The sequence below is a fragment of the Symmachiella dynata genome (assembly GCF_007747995.1).
Lineage (GTDB): Bacteria > Planctomycetota > Planctomycetia > Planctomycetales > Planctomycetaceae > Symmachiella > Symmachiella dynata.
Window position 1 is genome coordinate 2,203,422 of the sequence record NZ_CP036276.1, and the last position, 15,539, is coordinate 2,218,960.

Sequence of the window (15,539 nt, forward strand, 5' to 3'; positions counted from 1 at the left end):
TAAATTCCCCGCCGCTTTATCTTGGATTGACGACCGGTTCAACGCATGGATGGGTTGAGATTAACTGCCGGTCGCCGGGATCGAAGCGTCCACATCGCAAAAAAACTAATTTCGCGTGCTCATGCACGAGGTCCTTAAGGGGAAGGGATGCCTCTTTGAACCGTCTTCGCCCACTGCTTATCGTCGGGACGCGCCCCGAAGCCATCAAGATGAGTCCCGTCATTAAGGAGTGTCGGGATCGCCCCCGCGAAATCGATGCGATCGTCTGTTCCACCGGACAGCATCGTGAAATGCTCCAACAGGTGGCAGACTACTTTGAAATCAAAATTGATCTCGACCTGGGATTGATGCGGCCCAATCAAACGTTGGCCGGATTAACAGCGCGGTGTCTGACCGGGCTGGAAGATGCGATCAACAAATACAATCCCGACTGCGTGGTCGCTCAGGGCGATACCACAACGGTGATGGCGGCCTCCTTAGCGGCGTTTTATCACCGGATTCCCTTTGTGCATGTTGAAGCTGGTCTACGGACGGGCGATCTTCAAGCGCCGTGGCCGGAAGAGATGAACCGCCGCGTGGCGGGGATTGTCGCCGATTTGCATTGTGCCCCCACGCAGCGTGCCGCCGATGCTCTGTTGAGCGAAGGGACGCGGCCTGACATTGTGCAGGTGAGTGGAAACACAGTCATCGACGCTTTGTTGTGGACCGTCGCTCGCGAGCGCAACAACGCCGAGCAATGGGAAGAGAAATACGCATTTTTACAAGACCGGCGAATGGTGCTGATCACCGGTCATCGTCGCGAAAACTTTGGCGGCGGATTTGAAAACATTTGCCAAGCGATCTCGACCTTGGCGGCTGATTTCCCTGAGACGGATTTCGTTTATCCGGTGCACTTAAACCCCAACGTCCAGGCTCCCGTTAAGAGCGTACTGGGCGCGCTGAGCAATGTGCATCTGGTGGCACCGGCGCCGTATCCCGAGTTTGTGTGGTTGATGGATCGTTCGTCCGTCATCTTGACCGACTCCGGCGGCGTGCAGGAGGAAGCTCCTTCGCTGAAGAAACCGGTGTTGGTGATGCGGGATACGACCGAACGTCCCGAAGCTGTCGAAAGCGGCGCTGTGGAACTGGTGGGAACATCGATCGAAGCGATTACGCAGGGTGTCTCCACACTGCTGTCCGATGCTGCGGAGTATTCCAAACGGCAGATCGATGACAACCCGTATGGCGATGGGCGGGCGGCGCGGCGGATTGTGGACGGCATGCTGGCCATGTCGTGGCAATCGACACAAACACTGCGACGGGCAGGTTAATAAAAGGTACGATCGACCATTGACGACAACTCGTGTCAAAAACTTTATACACCTCCGACTGAATGAGGGAATTTCGTGACTTCTGAATTGCAATCGCACAAAGATACGGACGCCGTTTCTGAGTCGCGCTCCGGCGGACAAGGACAGGGCTTGTTTCCCACCGCATCAGTGTGCGTGGTTGGGTTAGGATACATTGGATTACCGACAGCCAGCATTTTGGCCAGCAAGGGGTATCAAGTCGCCGGTGTGGATGTTCGCGAAGAGGTCGTGGAGACGATCAATCGTGGCGAAATTCATATCGAGGAACCGGATCTGGACGTGCTTGTCAAAGCGGTGGTAGCCAACAATCGGCTCAAGGCGATTCGCGAGCCGCAACCGGCAGATGTGTTTATCATTTGCGTACCCACACCATTCACCGGCGATCATAAACCGGATCTGTCGTATGTCGAAAAGGCATCCAAAGCGATTCGGCCGCATGTGCGTCCGGGCAATCTGATCATTCTAGAGTCGACGAGTCCTCCACGGACGACTGAAGATGTCGTTGCCAAGCATGCGGTACCCGATGGCATGGTGGTCGGCAAAGATGTGTTCGTCGCGCATTGTCCGGAACGTGTTTTGCCGGGGCGGATTTTGATTGAAGCGGTGGAAAACGACCGTGTTATTGGCGGCATGACACCTGCTTGCACGCAAAAAACGAAGAGTTTTTATCAGTCATTCGTCACCGGCGAAGTCATGGCGACGACAGCGGTGTCGGCCGAATTGACCAAATTGGTGGAAAACTCGTTCCGCGATGTGAATATCGCGTTTGCCAATGAGTTGTCGATTTTGTGCGATCATTTTGATGTCGATACGTGGGAAATCATCGAGATGGCAAACCGCCATCCGCGGGTGAATATTCTCAGCCCGGGGCCGGGTGTGGGTGGCCACTGCATCAGCGTCGACCCTTGGTTTTTAGTCGATGCCGCTCCGGAATTGACGAATTTGATCCGCACGGCTCGCGAAGTCAACGAGAGCAAACCGCAGCATGTGATTAACAAGGTTCTGGAATTGTCCGCGCGATTTACCAATCCGGTGATCGGTTGTCTGGGGCTGACTTACAAGTCGGATGTCGACGATCTGCGGGAAAGCCCGTCGCTGGATATCACACGCGCGTTGATGAACAGTGACGCGGGCGAGGTTCTGGCCTGCGATCCGCTGATTACTGAGGATCAGTTTTCGGAATTCCCGTTACACAGCTTGGATGAAGTGCTGAAACGGTCGACGTTGATCGTGCTGCTGACGGACCATCAACAGTTTCGCGAGATTTCGCCGGCGGTACTGCACGAAAAGGTTGTCGTCGATACGCGCGGAATTTGGCGATAATCGCTGCCTGCGAGGCGGACGGTTCGCCGTTGACTCGGTTTTGCAAGTTGAACTATAAGCCGTCGCCCATCGAGTTGGATTGGCGACGGAAGCACGGATTTTCAGGGGAAACGGCAGGGCATGGCGCAATCTATCATTGCATTTGATCCGCACTCAGGCACCTCGGTGCGGGCGTTGCCCAACAATTGCTTTCAATTGGCGCGGTTTTTAGCCAAGGTGCGGCTCACGCTGTGGGTCCGCGACCGTTGGCTGGGGCTGTGGTGGTGGCTGCTGCAACCGATGGCGATGGGCGCGACGTATGTGTTCATGGTCCGGTATGCTTTTCCGGGCGGTGCTCGGCCCTTTCATGCCTTGTTTATCATGTGCGCGCTGTTGCCGTGGACCTGCTTTATTGCTGCCACCAATCAAGCCGGTGCGTCATTTGTCGGCAATAAGAATTTGCTGAAATCCTTCCGCTTTAATTACCTAGCGCTGCCGTTGGCAGAGGTGATGGCGGCCACGTTTCGGTTTGCCTGTTCGTTTATCGTGTTGGGCATATTGATGCTCTATTACCAGGTGGCGCCAACGTTGCATCTGTTGTGGATTCCGTTGTTACTGGCAGTGCAGTTCATCTTTATGTTGGGCGTGAGCAATCTCTTGGCGGTGAGCCAGGTGTTTATTCAAGACACGCCGAACGCTTGGCAGGTGGTGAGCCGGATCTGGTTTTATGCGAGCCCGTCGTTATACGGATTGGATCGGATTTCGGAACGCATTCCTGCCGATTATCGTTACATCTACAACATCTATATTTTGAATCCGTTTGCCACGTTATTCACCGCCTATCGAGACGTTGTCATTTATGGTCGCCAGCCGGACTTGTGGATGCTGGGGTATGTCACACTGCTAGGAAGCGTGGTTTTGGCAGTGGCGATGTTATTGGTCAGGCGGTTGCATGGCGTGCTGCCGATGCATGTTTGAGTGCGATTTAAGGATTTTTCGCTTCCATGATTCACCTTAAGGATGTGGGCGTTCGCTGCGGGCGGACGGCTCACCGTGATCGAAATTTTAATCGTCTGCTCAAGCGGACTGCGGGACGGTTGCGCAATGTGTTTGCCAAACAACCGGTCGAAATCGCGTCGTCGATGACGTCGGAATTTTGGTCGCTGCGGGATGTCTCTTTCGATATCGGCCAAGGGGAGTCCGTGGGCATCGTCGGCACCAACGGCGCCGGTAAGTCGACTTTGTTGCGGGTCGTGGGTGGGATCTATCGTCCGACGACCGGGCAAGTGACTGTCAATGGAAAAATCACACCGCTGTTGGCGCTGCAACATGGATTCAATTCTGAACTGACCGGCATGGAAAACCTGCGAATGGCAGGTATCTTGTTGGGACTAGAACCAGAACAGTTGGAAGAGTTGATTCCGAGCATCATCGAATTTACGGAACTCGGAAACTTCATCGACAAACCGGTGCGGACTTATTCCTCCGGCATGCTGGCCCGGTTGGGGTTTGCCGTCTCAACGGCCGTTGTCCCCGACGTCCTCATTTTGGACGAAGTGATGGGTGTGGGGGATGGAGCGTTCCGCGAGCGTTGCAAAGAACGTTTGGTGACATTGATTGATGAAGCCAGAATCTTATTACTCTGTTCGCACAATATGAATTATCTAAAAGAACGCTGCGAGCGGGTGATCTGGATGAACCGCGGACAGGTCGAGCTGGATGGTCCCGTGGATACCGTCTTGGAGCGTTATCAAGAATTTCTGTCCCTAAAGGGCAACCGGGCCGCAGCCACGACGAAACTCAAACAAGCTGGATAAAACAATCGCCAAAAGCGCGTCGTAGCGAGGATGACTGCTAGTTATGGGAACGAATGGAAGTCAGATGGGCGGGGAGACAATCACAGTGAACGGACCACGCGCGGCAACCGATGCAAACAACGGGACGTTAAAGCGACCGCTGCGGGTGATGCATGTCTTGTCGGTCAGTATTCCACACATCAATGGCTATGCGTTGCGTAGCAAATTTATTGTGGAGACTCAGGCCGAATCCGGACACGTGGAACCGTGTGTGGTGAGCTCTCCCTTTTATCCAGGACTGAAAGGGACGGCGCAGGATTCCGAGATTGAGGGGATCCCCTATTATCGAGTGGCCAGTCCGCAGGACAAAGGTCTATTCAGCCATCCGCGGCTGCTGCCGTTTGTGCTTTTGCATTGGTCAAAAAACGTCGTGAATTGGGCAATCCCGATGTTGCGTCGTCAACGCAAAGCCGGTTTACGAGTCACGAGGCATGTCACACGCTTCGTTCAGCGCGTGTCCAAACGTTGTTTACGATACATGGTGCGTGTGGCTCGTTGTGCGCGGCGCGTTGTGGCGACTACGGCTAAACTTGTTGAAACAGCGACCGAACCGTTCGTTGGGAAACGCATTCTCCCGGCCGTACATTTGGTGTTGCGCGTTGGTATGGTGGCCACGTGGCTGGTGTCGCGGCCGTTTGTCTCGACAGCGCAGTTTGTGGGGCGTGAAGCTTACAAACTCATCCGCTCTTCGGGGCGTTTTTTGAAATCGCTTGTACGTCCAAACCCAGAGTCGGCGGAGGCGGAGGGCGTGCCGTTGCGAACGCGGTTGATTCGAAAATTGCAGGACAAGGAAAAGTCGTTGTTGCTGGCGATGTTCGAACGGGAATTAGTCCGACTTTGCAAGCAGGTCCAACCGGACGTGATTCATGTGCACAGCCCGTATTTTTGCGGAGTCCCAGCGGTGAAAGCAGGGAAACGCGTCGATATTCCTGTGGTGTATGAAGTCCGCGGGATTTGGGAAGAAAGCGGCGTTGCACAAGGCAATTTCGAACGCGACAGCGACATCTATCGCATGTGGCGTCGCGAAGAGACATGGGCCATGAAAAACGCCGATGCCGTGACCTGTATCTGCGATGAGCTGCGTAAAGACATCGTCAGCCGCGGTGTGGATCCACACCGCGTGTTTGTGGCGTCCAATGCGGTCGACTCGACGTTGTTTACGCCGGCGTCACATTCTGCGGCCACCGTCCGGGAGATTCCCGAATCGGTGCTTGAAGTGAAACAGCAGTTGAGCAAAGTCACAATGGGCTACATCGGTAGTATTCGCCCATTGGAAGGGGTCGACGGGCTTGTGCGGGGAGCCGCCGAGGTCATCCATCGCGGACATGACGTCACTTTGCTTGTCGTTGGTGGTGGCAAGGGGATCAATGAACTCCAAGAATTGGCCGAGGAATTGGGCATCGGCGACCGGGCGGTCTTCACCGGCCAAGTGTCGCACGATGAAGTTCAGTTTTATTACGAATTGATCGACATCTTTGTCATTAGCCGCCCCGCGAGTCGGGTTGCGAAACTTGTGACACCGCTCAAGCCGCTTGAGGCGATGGCGATGGAAAAACCGTTGATCGTTTCGGACCTGCCCGCGCTGCGGGAATTGGTCAACGAGGGCGAGACCGGTTTGATTTATCGCGCTGAAGATTCCGGCGATTTGGCCGATCAGTGCGGCCGCTTGATTTCTGATGCAGCTCTGCGCGAGCGTTTAGCAAAAACCGCCCGAAATTGGGTTGTAAACGAGCGCAGTTGGAGTCAAACGATCATTCCGCAACTGCATGCCTATGCCCATGTCGTTCCCGGATTTTCCGTTCCCCAACCGGTAGAGCAAGACGCGCCAGCTAAGGCTGCTTGAGCGGCCGTTGGTGGGAATTGCACAGACGTTCAGAGACGTTGAGAACCCTCCGTCTCTCAATGGGCCAGCGCCTTTCGAGCTACTTAACAAACCGTCACAGATAGCGCGATTCGTGGCGAATGTTAGAAGCCGTATCTTCGGACCGGTTTGACTACACCGGACAATGCGCTAACCGCGCGGCCAAACGTTACTGAGTGTGCGCTAGGCTATAAAGGCCCATCATCTCAAAATCCGAATTGAATATTGCGGTTTCGGGTAATCCCGAAATCAAGAGAGATCGTTCGGATCGTCGCGAGCTGTGAAAACAGCAGCACGCAGTCGATCAGTCTCAGTCAACAATATCAAGTTGGTCCTTTCTTCAAGTTGGGCTAAGTAGATGCTTTGCAGGCTATCGGTCGATCCGGTAAAATGCAGCATGGTAGTCCAAACAAGGATTGGTGAAGGAAGGACACCCCAGGCCAAGGTGCCCCACGTCGTGCGCCATTTGCCGGGTCAAAAAGCTCGCATGAGAACCCGCAATTCCAGTGGGTGATCTGCTTGTGTTTTCGATCGGTTTATGGACGCACCCTCATTAGCGAGGGGAGACAGCACGGTGCCGCTGCTGGACGCGCAGGGAAGTCAGCGCGACCGGTATCACTGTGGAATGTAGAAGCATTCCGCCACAGACGCGTAACGCATTGTGCTTTCACCGACGAACCAATCCTTAGAAGCATTTAGGCTGTATTCATGATGTTGCACCTTGGAAAGCGGTTTGCCGTTGCCGCGTTAATGTGCGTCATTTCCGCAGACGCCCTACGAGCGGAAGAAAAAACCACTGATACCAAACCCGAAGCGAAGGTCGCCAAAACCGCTGTCGTCGTTGATCCTCTGAATGTTCAGATTGACAAAGCGATCGAAACGACCAGTAAGCGGCAACTGACCGCTGGTGTGCATACACCGTGGCAGATCATGCACGGTGTCTTGGCGTTGCGGCACGATTTTCACTTAAAGAAAAGCCGCGACAGCAAGACGACCGAGACCATCAAAGCGATTGACTGGATGGGCAGCGGCGCATTGCACGACGGGTTGACGCTGTTTGAACGAACACAATTTGGCGGCCGCGCACGACCGTTCACAAAGCCGTATGCTTTTGAAGGACACGCCAATCAATTCTTCGGCATTTTTGTGATGTCCGACTTGCCGAATGACTTTGCATTCAAGGCGGGCCCCAATGAAGTCTCGATCGATGACATGATCGAAAACGCAAAAATGGAAGTGAAGGTCGGTCCGGAAATCACGTGGACCTTGTGGGCGCTGAGCCATTACCTCGACACAAACGCCCAGTGGCGGAATCGTTACGGCGAAGCTTGGAGCATCGAGCGGATGGTCCAGATTCAAACGCGGGAGTCGGTGATTTCGGCCCCCTGTGGCGGCACCCACGGCCTGTTCGCGTTGGCTTATGCCCGCAACAAGCATTTGGCGACCGGCGGCAAAATTCGCGGCGTGTGGATGGAAGCGGATCAAAAGATCCAACGCTTTATCGAAGAAGGCCGCGTGCTGCAAAACCGTGATGGTTCGTTTTCGACCGAGTACTTCCGAGGACGCGGATTCAGTAACGAATTCAACGACCGAATCGCCCACTCGGGTCACATGTTGGAATGGCTGATGATGGCCCTGCCGCAAAGCCGTTTGAAAGAGCCGTGGGTCCGCAACGGACTGAGCCGGTTGGCAAACGATCTGGTCGAGAATCGCAAGACGGCCGCTGAATGCGGCCCGCTGTACCATGCGTTGCATTCGCTGATCTTGTATCGCTTGCGGACACGTTCGCAGGAATACGGACCGGACAAGCCGACGTTGTTGGTCAAAATGGAAAAGAAAACCGACGAGTCGCAGAAGCCGGCTGACGAGGAAAAAACAGCGGCCAAACCGACCGAGGAGAAAGCCGCTGACAAAAAATCGGCAGAGGCGAAGTCGGACAAGCCGGCAGCTCCCGCGACAGAAGTGTCTGAATCGAAAGTGACCCCGGTGGCCGCGGAAGCGCCGAAGGAATCGACTCCGGCAGTGGTCATCGAGGCGCCCGTCACCGACGAGGTTGAGGAAGAATCCACCAGCGAAGCCAAATCGGAAGAACAACCGGCGAAAGCTAACTGACAGTAGCCACGAAAAACGCATTGAGAGCGCCGTTGTCGGATCGTCCGCCAACGGCGTTTTGTTTTTTCTACAAGTAATTTCAAAACCCTCTGACGCGTCACGTAATCTCTTGTATTATAGATTCCTGAACAGGCGCAACCGGGTTTTGAAACTGGTTCAAGGCAATGTCGCTACTGGGCAGCGAGGGCCAGCGTGATTCCCTCGATCAGTGATTCGGTGGCCAGTGCGGCGAGAATCATGCCCATCACGCGCACCAGGATCGCGGCTCCGTTGTTGCCGATGGCGCGATGAATGCGTTCCGCAGCCAAGAGCATTGCGCCGGTGATCGCCAGAACGAGCAGCATCGTCACGGCAGTTGCCGCCTGTTCGACGATTTCGAATTGGTCGTTGTCCGTGGCCAACGTCACCGCCATGATCGCGCCGGGACTAGCGATTGAAGGAATGGCCAGTGGGAAGACGGCGACATCGTGCGGCTCATCTTCTTCGGTTTTCTTGGGAGCAGCGCTGCCAAAGATCATCTGCAGCCCGAAGAGGAACAGGATCGCGCTGCCAGCGATTTGGAATGAGGGAAGGCTGATGCCCATGGCGTCCAGCAGCAACTGTCCCACGATGATCGTAGCCAGCAGAATGATGGCTGAATAGGCGATGCAGCGCAAGGCAATACTCTTGCGTTGCTGGGCGGAGTATGCGGCTGTGACTCCTAGAAACAGGGAGAGGGTGCCGATCGGGTCGATTGTGGCCCACAGCATCATAAAATCGCGGATCAACTTTTCGCTCATGGGGACGATTCCCGCTTTCCGTGCTATTTGCTTTTCCTGGATTGGTTTCTAATTGACCGGATCGACATTCCGTTTCTTAATAGGAAACGTCGTGCACGACCGCAAGCGGTCGGTTTGGGGGGGCCCCACATATGTGCGGTGAATCGGTGCATTCGCAGTGTGCTCACTCTGAGCCATGAAAACGCGTGCAGTTGACGGTGAGGCTGTGGTGGGTGGGGTGATGGTCGATGGCAAGGCGTGTAGAGTTGCAACGGCCGGGGCATTTCATCCACAATGCACCTTGGCTGCCGTATGGATTCACTTCACGTGCAACGAGGATGTCGATGTCTGCGGTTCAACATATGGTTCTGGTTCAATTCAAACCGGACGTGTCAGACGAATTGATTTCGGGAATTTATCGCCAACTCGCCGAATTGCAAACCCTGATTCCGGGAATCACCGGTTTTAGTGGCGGACCGTATGCGAGCCCGGAAGGACTCAATGGCGATTATACGCACGGTTTTCTGGTGACCTTCGAAAGTCCGGCAGCGCGTGACATTTATTTGCCGCACCCGGAACACGAACGGGTCAAAGCGGCGATTTTGCCGCACGTGGTGGCTGTGGTGGCGTTTGATTATGAAGTTCGTGACTGGAGTTGATGCAGGGCATCGTCGCGACACAGGTTTTCAGAATCTACAAACTAACAAACGAGAAACAATCATGATGCGCATACGTTCTGGATTAACCGTTATTGCAATTGTGGGAGCCCTGTGCAGTGCGGTCACAGGCGAGGAGATCCGTTGGAAGCGGATTCAACTCGACGATGTGTTTCGTTCCGAAGGCGTCGCTGCCGGTGATATTAACAAAGACGGCCTGATGGACGTGGCGGCGGGGGACGTCTGGTACGAAGCTCCCGACTGGACGGTGCGTCCGTTTCGCAAAGTGGGCGAGTACAATTTTGACGGCCACTACAGCGAGAGTTTTTCCAACGAAGTGATCGACGTTAACGGCGACGGTTGGCTGGATATTGTGATCGTTGGTTTTCCCGGCAAGCCGTTCAATTGGTACGAAAACCCAAAAGGCGATTATGACGGCCATTGGAAAGCGCATGAAATTTGGCACAGCGGATGCAATGAGTCGCCGCAATTTCGTGACCTGTATGGCAACGGCAAGCCCGTGTTGTTGGTTGGTTCGCAGCCGGAAAGCCAGTTGGGGTTTTTGCCGTTGCCTGCGTCGGATAAAGCGACGGAGAAGTGGGACTTTCATGCGGTCGGTCGACCGGGCGATCCTGGCAAGAATGGTTCGCACAGGTTTTATCACGGTCTGGGCGTGGGAGACGTGAATAACGACGGTCGCAACGACGTGATGATTCCACACGGTTGGTGGGAAGCCCCGGAAAACCGGGAACAACTTCCGTGGGAATTTCACGAGTGGTCACTCTCAGTGGATGGCAAAGGCGATTCGCTGCCGGCGGCCAATATGTACGCCTATGATTTTGATCTCGACGGCGACAATGACATCGTGATGAGTTCGCCGCACGCACATGGCATTTGGTGGTTTGAAAACGTGGGCGGCAACGACGACCCGCAGTATAAGTACCACCTGATCGACGACTCGTATTCACAAACGCACGCGCTGGAGTTGGCGGATGTGAATGACGACGGACATCTGGACCTGATCACCGGCAAACGTTTCTATGCCCATAACGGACACGATCCGGGAGGCAAGGATCCGGTCGTGATGTATTGGTATGAAGTCCAACGCAAACCCAACACGCCGCCCAAATTTATTCCGCACGAAATCAAAGCGGGCCGCGACACCGGGATCGGGACGCAGTTCACCGTCAAGGATTTTAACGGCGACGGCACGCTGGATCTTATTTTGGGGAATAAAAAAGGGGTCAACGTGTTGTTGCAGGAACGCGGGAAATAACCCGTCGGCATTACTGCTTGGGTTCGACCTGCGCGGTTTGTTGTAATAAGAATGCCAACAGGTCGTTGAAGTCCTGTTCGGAAAACGCTTTTGTCAGGCCTTCGGGCATCAAAGAAGTGCGGGAGGTGAAGCGGTCATCGACCTCTTTTTGGGGGACGGTGAATTCTTCACCTTTGTTGTCGATGAGCACATAGACCGCACCTTCTTCGCGGCGGAGCAACCCGCTGACGACTTTACCGCTCTCGAGGGCCAACGTAGTCGTTTGGAAAGCCACGTCGACATTGCGGTTGGGGTCGAGCATATCTTCGATCACACGGTCGGAACCTCGATTGCCGATGCCGTCGAGTTGCGGTCCGACAACCTTGCCGAGTGTGCCGATGCGGTGGCAGATCGAGCAGTTCTTTTCGAAGACCTGCCGGCCGCGAGTGGCGTCGCCCGCTTGCGCGGCGAACGATTTTTTGCGGTGTTGAATATCCTTCTCCAGTTCCGCAGCGGCGGGGGGCAGGTCGGCGGTCAATTCGTCGATTTGCGCCGTCAGATCGGCGGATTTCAAGGCGGCTAGGCTTTGTCGCACGCTTTGGTTTTGTAGCAATTGCGGTGGCGCGTGACCTGCTTTGATCATGGTCAGTAGCGCTTCAGCTCCGGCGGCGTCGACGGCCAGCGCTTCGGCCATGGCTTCTTGAGGGCGACGGGCCAAAACGCGAATGGTTTCGGCCAATACTCTATTGATGGCAGCCGGGTCGCGACTCACGACGGTTTGGCAGATTTCGTTGCGTAGCGATTGCGGCATCGCCGGGTTGTTGATCGCCGAAACCAAGGCAGATACGCGGGTGTCGGGCGCGAGGGCAACGAGTGCGCGGGACATGTTCGCGCGGGCAGAGAAACCGGCGTCTTGGGATGCGACAATCGCCGCCAGACGCGGCTGCAGGTCTTGTAGTTGAAATTGCTCAATCAAACTCGCCGCCGCTGTTTGCCGGTCGGAGATGAGCGCTGGATCCAGGTGCGGTAATTTGACGACCGGTGGCTGAAAACGTCCCGCCGCTAACCAGGCATAGCCTCCGCCATTGAGACCGTCGACGATTTCGAGGTACCCGCGCTGACCAGCATGTTTGGAGAGATCCCATTCCTCGCGGCGGGCTACATCGTGACGGGGCGGGAGGGCTTCGGCGATCAGTGAATCATCGTCGGCGCTGCGCAGCCGAACAAAATTCTCGCGCTGGGCCGGTTTGTCCGGTACTCCCAGGTGACCACACAGGTAGAAACTGAGCTTTTCAGGAATCGCAAAGGTCGGGGAGCGGAGCACGCCGGTTGGTTGTTCGCCCCCGGCTTTGCTATCGATGAACTGGCCATCGCGTTTTCCATCCTCGGAGGGCAGGGTCCGTACGCCAAAGGCATCGGGGCTGCTGGCGAACTTGGCCAGTGGAGAAAATGTCCAGGTCGGTCCAGCGGCGAGGGTGGAATCCAACAGTTCGGTTGCAAGCTGTTCGCTCCAGGCTCGGATTTTGGGACTGACAGCGACGCCGCGTTGCTTGAGACCGGCATTGAGTGAGGTTAATAATCGCAACTGTAGGTCGACGTTGTCGGCGAATTTCTCGCGGGCCAAACCAGCAATCTTGTCGATATCCTCGGGCGGGATATAGCGTGCGGCATGTTCGAGATACTTAGCGACATCGCCTTGCGGTGACGGATTTTCAGAGATGTACCGCAGCAGGAACGAACCGGCTTGCGGCGAGGGGATTGACAGGCAGAGCGGGGCAATGCTGTGTGGCTCGTCGCCGGTCAGTTTTTGGGGCAAACCGACAAGGCTATCGGGGTCCCGCAATTGATTCCGCAGCGCCATCCGCAGAACATGTCGCAGATGATTGTCGGCTGCGGGAATGCTCGGCAGCACATCCAGCAGTGGGCGGATGTTGTCGGGATTGGGGTGTTGTCCCAATGCATCGGCGGCGGCGCGTTGGACAAACGGGTCCTGGTCGCGCAGCCCCGCAAGGGCCAGCGCGTGGTCGGCCTCGGACCACTCGGCGATTTCACTGAGGACTTTCATTGCATGCACGCGGACTTCGCGTTGCGAGTCGTTGGCGGCGCTTTCAAGTTCCTTCTGCTGCAGTGATCCGCGTCGGTGCAAGATCCACAAGGCGCGGCTGCGTAACATGGGATTCTTGGAAGTGCGGAATCGCTTGCGGACTGATGGAACGACCTGTGGAGAATCGTCGTCAGCCAGCGTGTTCATCGCCAGTGTGCGGCGTTTGAGATTGTCTTCACCCAGGGCGGTAATAAGTTCGTTGATGTTTGTCGTGAGTGGTTTCGTGGGTTTGGTCTTGGGGGCATCGTCGCCGGTGTAGGTGATTCGCCAAATGCGTCCACTTTCACGATCGCGCCCGGGGTGGTCCAGCGGGACTTCGTAGTGGCCGATGATGCGGTTGTAAAAGTCGGCGACGTAGAGCGCGCCATCCATGCCGAGTTGGACATCCACCGGGCGGAACCACGGGTCGGTGGTGGTGAGGAAATCAGGTTCTTCGTGGGCGAGGATCGTGGAGCCATGATAAACCAGCGAGTCACGATTCACGCGGCTGGTCATCACGTTGCCGGTGAAAATGTTGTTTTGAAATTCCGGCGGAAAGTGGGGCGCATCGTAGATGGCGATACCTGCAATCGCTGTGGAGCCGTGGCCGTGCTCCATCATCGGCGGCACGAAGCCCAGTCCGTCATCCGGCTTGCCGAAACTGGGGTAATAGGCGCCGCGGAGCATTTGATAAATCGGCTTGCTGTGGCAGTCGGCGGTGAACAGGTTGCCGAGTTCATCAATGACCATGCCAAACGGATTGACCTGTCCCCAGGTGTAGTGTTCGATGCGTGAACCGTCCAACCGCATGCGGTAAGTGTTGCCGGAGTTCATGGTGATCGTATGTCCGTCCGCACCACTGACGGTTGTTTCGTTGTTAAAACCGTGACAGGCATACAGCCAGCCGTCGTAGCCGCGGCGAAAAGAATTGTTCAGTCCGTGGGTGTCGCGATCGTAGGACATGGGACCAAACAACTTTTCGCGTTTGTCGGCGCGGCCGTCGCCATCGGTGTCGCGGAGCCGCCAGATGTAGGGGATGCTGAACACAATGGCGCCGTCTTTGTAGGGATAAACGCCGATCGGCACGTTGAGGTTGTCGGCAAAGGTAGTGATTTTGTCCGCGCGGCCGTCGCCATTGGTGTCCTCCAGGATCTTCACACTATCCCGGGCCTTGCGATCTTCCGGAGCAGGGTAGGGGTACTCGATCGTATTGGTGACCCACAATCGACCGCGGGCGTCAAAGGCCATGTTGAGCGGCTTGGCGATGTCCGGCTCGGCGGCAAAGAGTTGGATTTCAAAACCGGGCGGGAGGGTAAACGTTGCTTGTTCGTCAGCGGGGGATAATTTCGGCGTTGGGCGAATGTTGGAGCGAAACGGGTCTTGCGCGTCGACAGACGAATGCAAAACTGCGCCGCTGATTACGAATGCGGTGAGGAGCATCAAGCATTGTTTCGGCCGACGGACATGCTGCGAGCGGCACGCATTGGGGGGAGTCGCGAGTGGAGACATCTTGCGTATTATTTCCTGAAGAAAAGAGGAACGTCGAATTCTTTTCGGGAGGGAGGGTTTTGATAAGGAGAGTATTCGGGGCTCGATATCGTTTAGTAGAACGCAAACGATTGTGATGTTGCAAGTGGGCCGCTGAACTGCTGACTTTGCCGAGTCGATTTGCGTCTGATTGGAATGACGTATTTTCTCGCTGGTGAGGAAGGCAACCATTCGCTATGGTGTTGAATAGCACCGCACTTCTTCCGTCGTCGCACGACACTGCCAACCAACGATGAATCGAGGCAGCCCGGGTTGAGAATCGTCTGTCTGCCCCCAGACGAACTCCCTGGGCTGCCGTCGGCACAGCCGCTTTGTGCGAGCTGCCGCTCGAGTTGTTGGGTACGCTCCCGTTGGTCGCTTTCCGTCATTGCGAAAGGGTTACAGGGACGCGCTAAGCTACTGATGAGGTATGCGGTGGCTTCACAGGTCTCTGTGATTCAACATAGCGAATCGTCAGCCAAATACTCGGTACTGTGGTCCACAAACCGATTACCAGCAGTGACGGCCACTCTAACGCGACCGCATCCGCGAAAAGCGTAAACGTGCTGGCCATGGCATTGCTCCACATGCCGAAGCGTAAACAGGCCAATGGTTCGTAAAAAAACCTAAAAAAATACCGATCAAAAAACCCGTTGTTTGCCGGTTCGCTACCAGAGAGCAATTTGTTTAGAAACGTCACAGTCCAAAAAAGCCACGGTCCTGATCCGATACTAAACAACAGCACAGCAAACCCAAAACTTGTCTCCATTTCAGCGGGCG

At 55.5% G+C, this 15,539-nt stretch carries 10 protein-coding genes; 8 read left to right on the plus strand and 2 right to left on the minus strand.

What is annotated here, in order from left to right; all coding sequences use genetic code 11:
- Positions 1 to 155 precede the first annotated feature (155 nt).
- The 6 genes from wecB (at position 156) to Mal52_RS08530 (ending at position 8,480) form a co-directional block, all read left to right on the plus strand.
- A complete protein-coding gene (gene wecB, locus Mal52_RS08505) occupies positions 156 to 1,310 on the plus strand; it encodes a non-hydrolyzing UDP-N-acetylglucosamine 2-epimerase (RefSeq protein WP_145375442.1) in 1,155 nt (384 codons plus the stop codon).
- A gap of 150 nt (positions 1,311 to 1,460) precedes the next feature.
- The gene (gene wecC / locus Mal52_RS08510; protein ID WP_145380580.1) at positions 1,461 to 2,672 is read left to right on the plus strand and encodes a UDP-N-acetyl-D-mannosamine dehydrogenase; all 1,212 of its coding nucleotides are present in this window, start codon (positions 1,461 to 1,463) and stop codon (positions 2,670 to 2,672) included.
- A gap of 120 nt (positions 2,673 to 2,792) precedes the next feature.
- On the plus strand, positions 2,793 to 3,629 hold the full coding sequence (locus tag Mal52_RS08515) for an ABC transporter permease (RefSeq protein WP_145375443.1): 837 nt from the start codon (positions 2,793 to 2,795) through the stop codon (positions 3,627 to 3,629).
- Positions 3,630 to 3,655: 26 nt separating this feature from the next.
- Positions 3,656 to 4,468, plus strand: a complete 813-nt coding sequence (locus Mal52_RS08520; RefSeq protein ID WP_145375444.1) for an ABC transporter ATP-binding protein — start codon at positions 3,656 to 3,658, stop codon at positions 4,466 to 4,468.
- A gap of 85 nt (positions 4,469 to 4,553) precedes the next feature.
- On the plus strand, positions 4,554 to 6,350 hold the full coding sequence (locus tag Mal52_RS08525) for a glycosyltransferase family 4 protein (RefSeq protein ID WP_197534755.1): 1,797 nt from the start codon (positions 4,554 to 4,556) through the stop codon (positions 6,348 to 6,350).
- A gap of 726 nt (positions 6,351 to 7,076) precedes the next feature.
- Positions 7,077 to 8,480 carry a hypothetical protein gene (locus Mal52_RS08530; protein ID WP_145375446.1) on the plus strand — a complete coding sequence of 468 codons (1,404 nt, stop codon included), beginning with the start codon at positions 7,077 to 7,079 and terminating at the stop codon, positions 8,478 to 8,480.
- 170 nt (positions 8,481 to 8,650) lie between these two features.
- Here Mal52_RS08530 and Mal52_RS08535 read toward each other — a convergent pair whose 3' ends face one another.
- On the minus strand, positions 8,651 to 9,259 hold the full coding sequence (locus tag Mal52_RS08535) for a MarC family protein (protein ID WP_145375447.1): 609 nt from the start codon (positions 9,257 to 9,259) through the stop codon (positions 8,651 to 8,653).
- Positions 9,260 to 9,582: 323 nt separating this feature from the next.
- On the opposite strand from Mal52_RS08535, the gene Mal52_RS08540 reads away from it, so the two are divergent.
- Both Mal52_RS08540 and Mal52_RS08545 read left to right on the plus strand, forming a co-directional pair.
- A complete protein-coding gene (locus Mal52_RS08540; RefSeq protein WP_197534756.1) occupies positions 9,583 to 9,897 on the plus strand; it encodes a Dabb family protein in 315 nt (104 codons plus the stop codon).
- A 61-nt stretch (positions 9,898 to 9,958) separates the two neighbouring features.
- Positions 9,959 to 11,170 (plus strand): FG-GAP repeat domain-containing protein, encoded by a 1,212-nt coding sequence (locus tag Mal52_RS08545; protein WP_145375449.1) that lies wholly within the window; start codon positions 9,959 to 9,961, stop codon positions 11,168 to 11,170.
- Positions 11,171 to 11,180: 10 nt separating this feature from the next.
- Here the strand turns inward: Mal52_RS08545 and Mal52_RS08550 are convergent, their stop codons facing one another.
- Entirely contained in the window at positions 11,181 to 14,741 is a 3,561-nt protein-coding gene (locus Mal52_RS08550) for a PVC-type heme-binding CxxCH protein (RefSeq protein WP_145375450.1), read from the minus strand.
- Between the last annotated feature and the right edge of the window lie 798 nt (positions 14,742 to 15,539).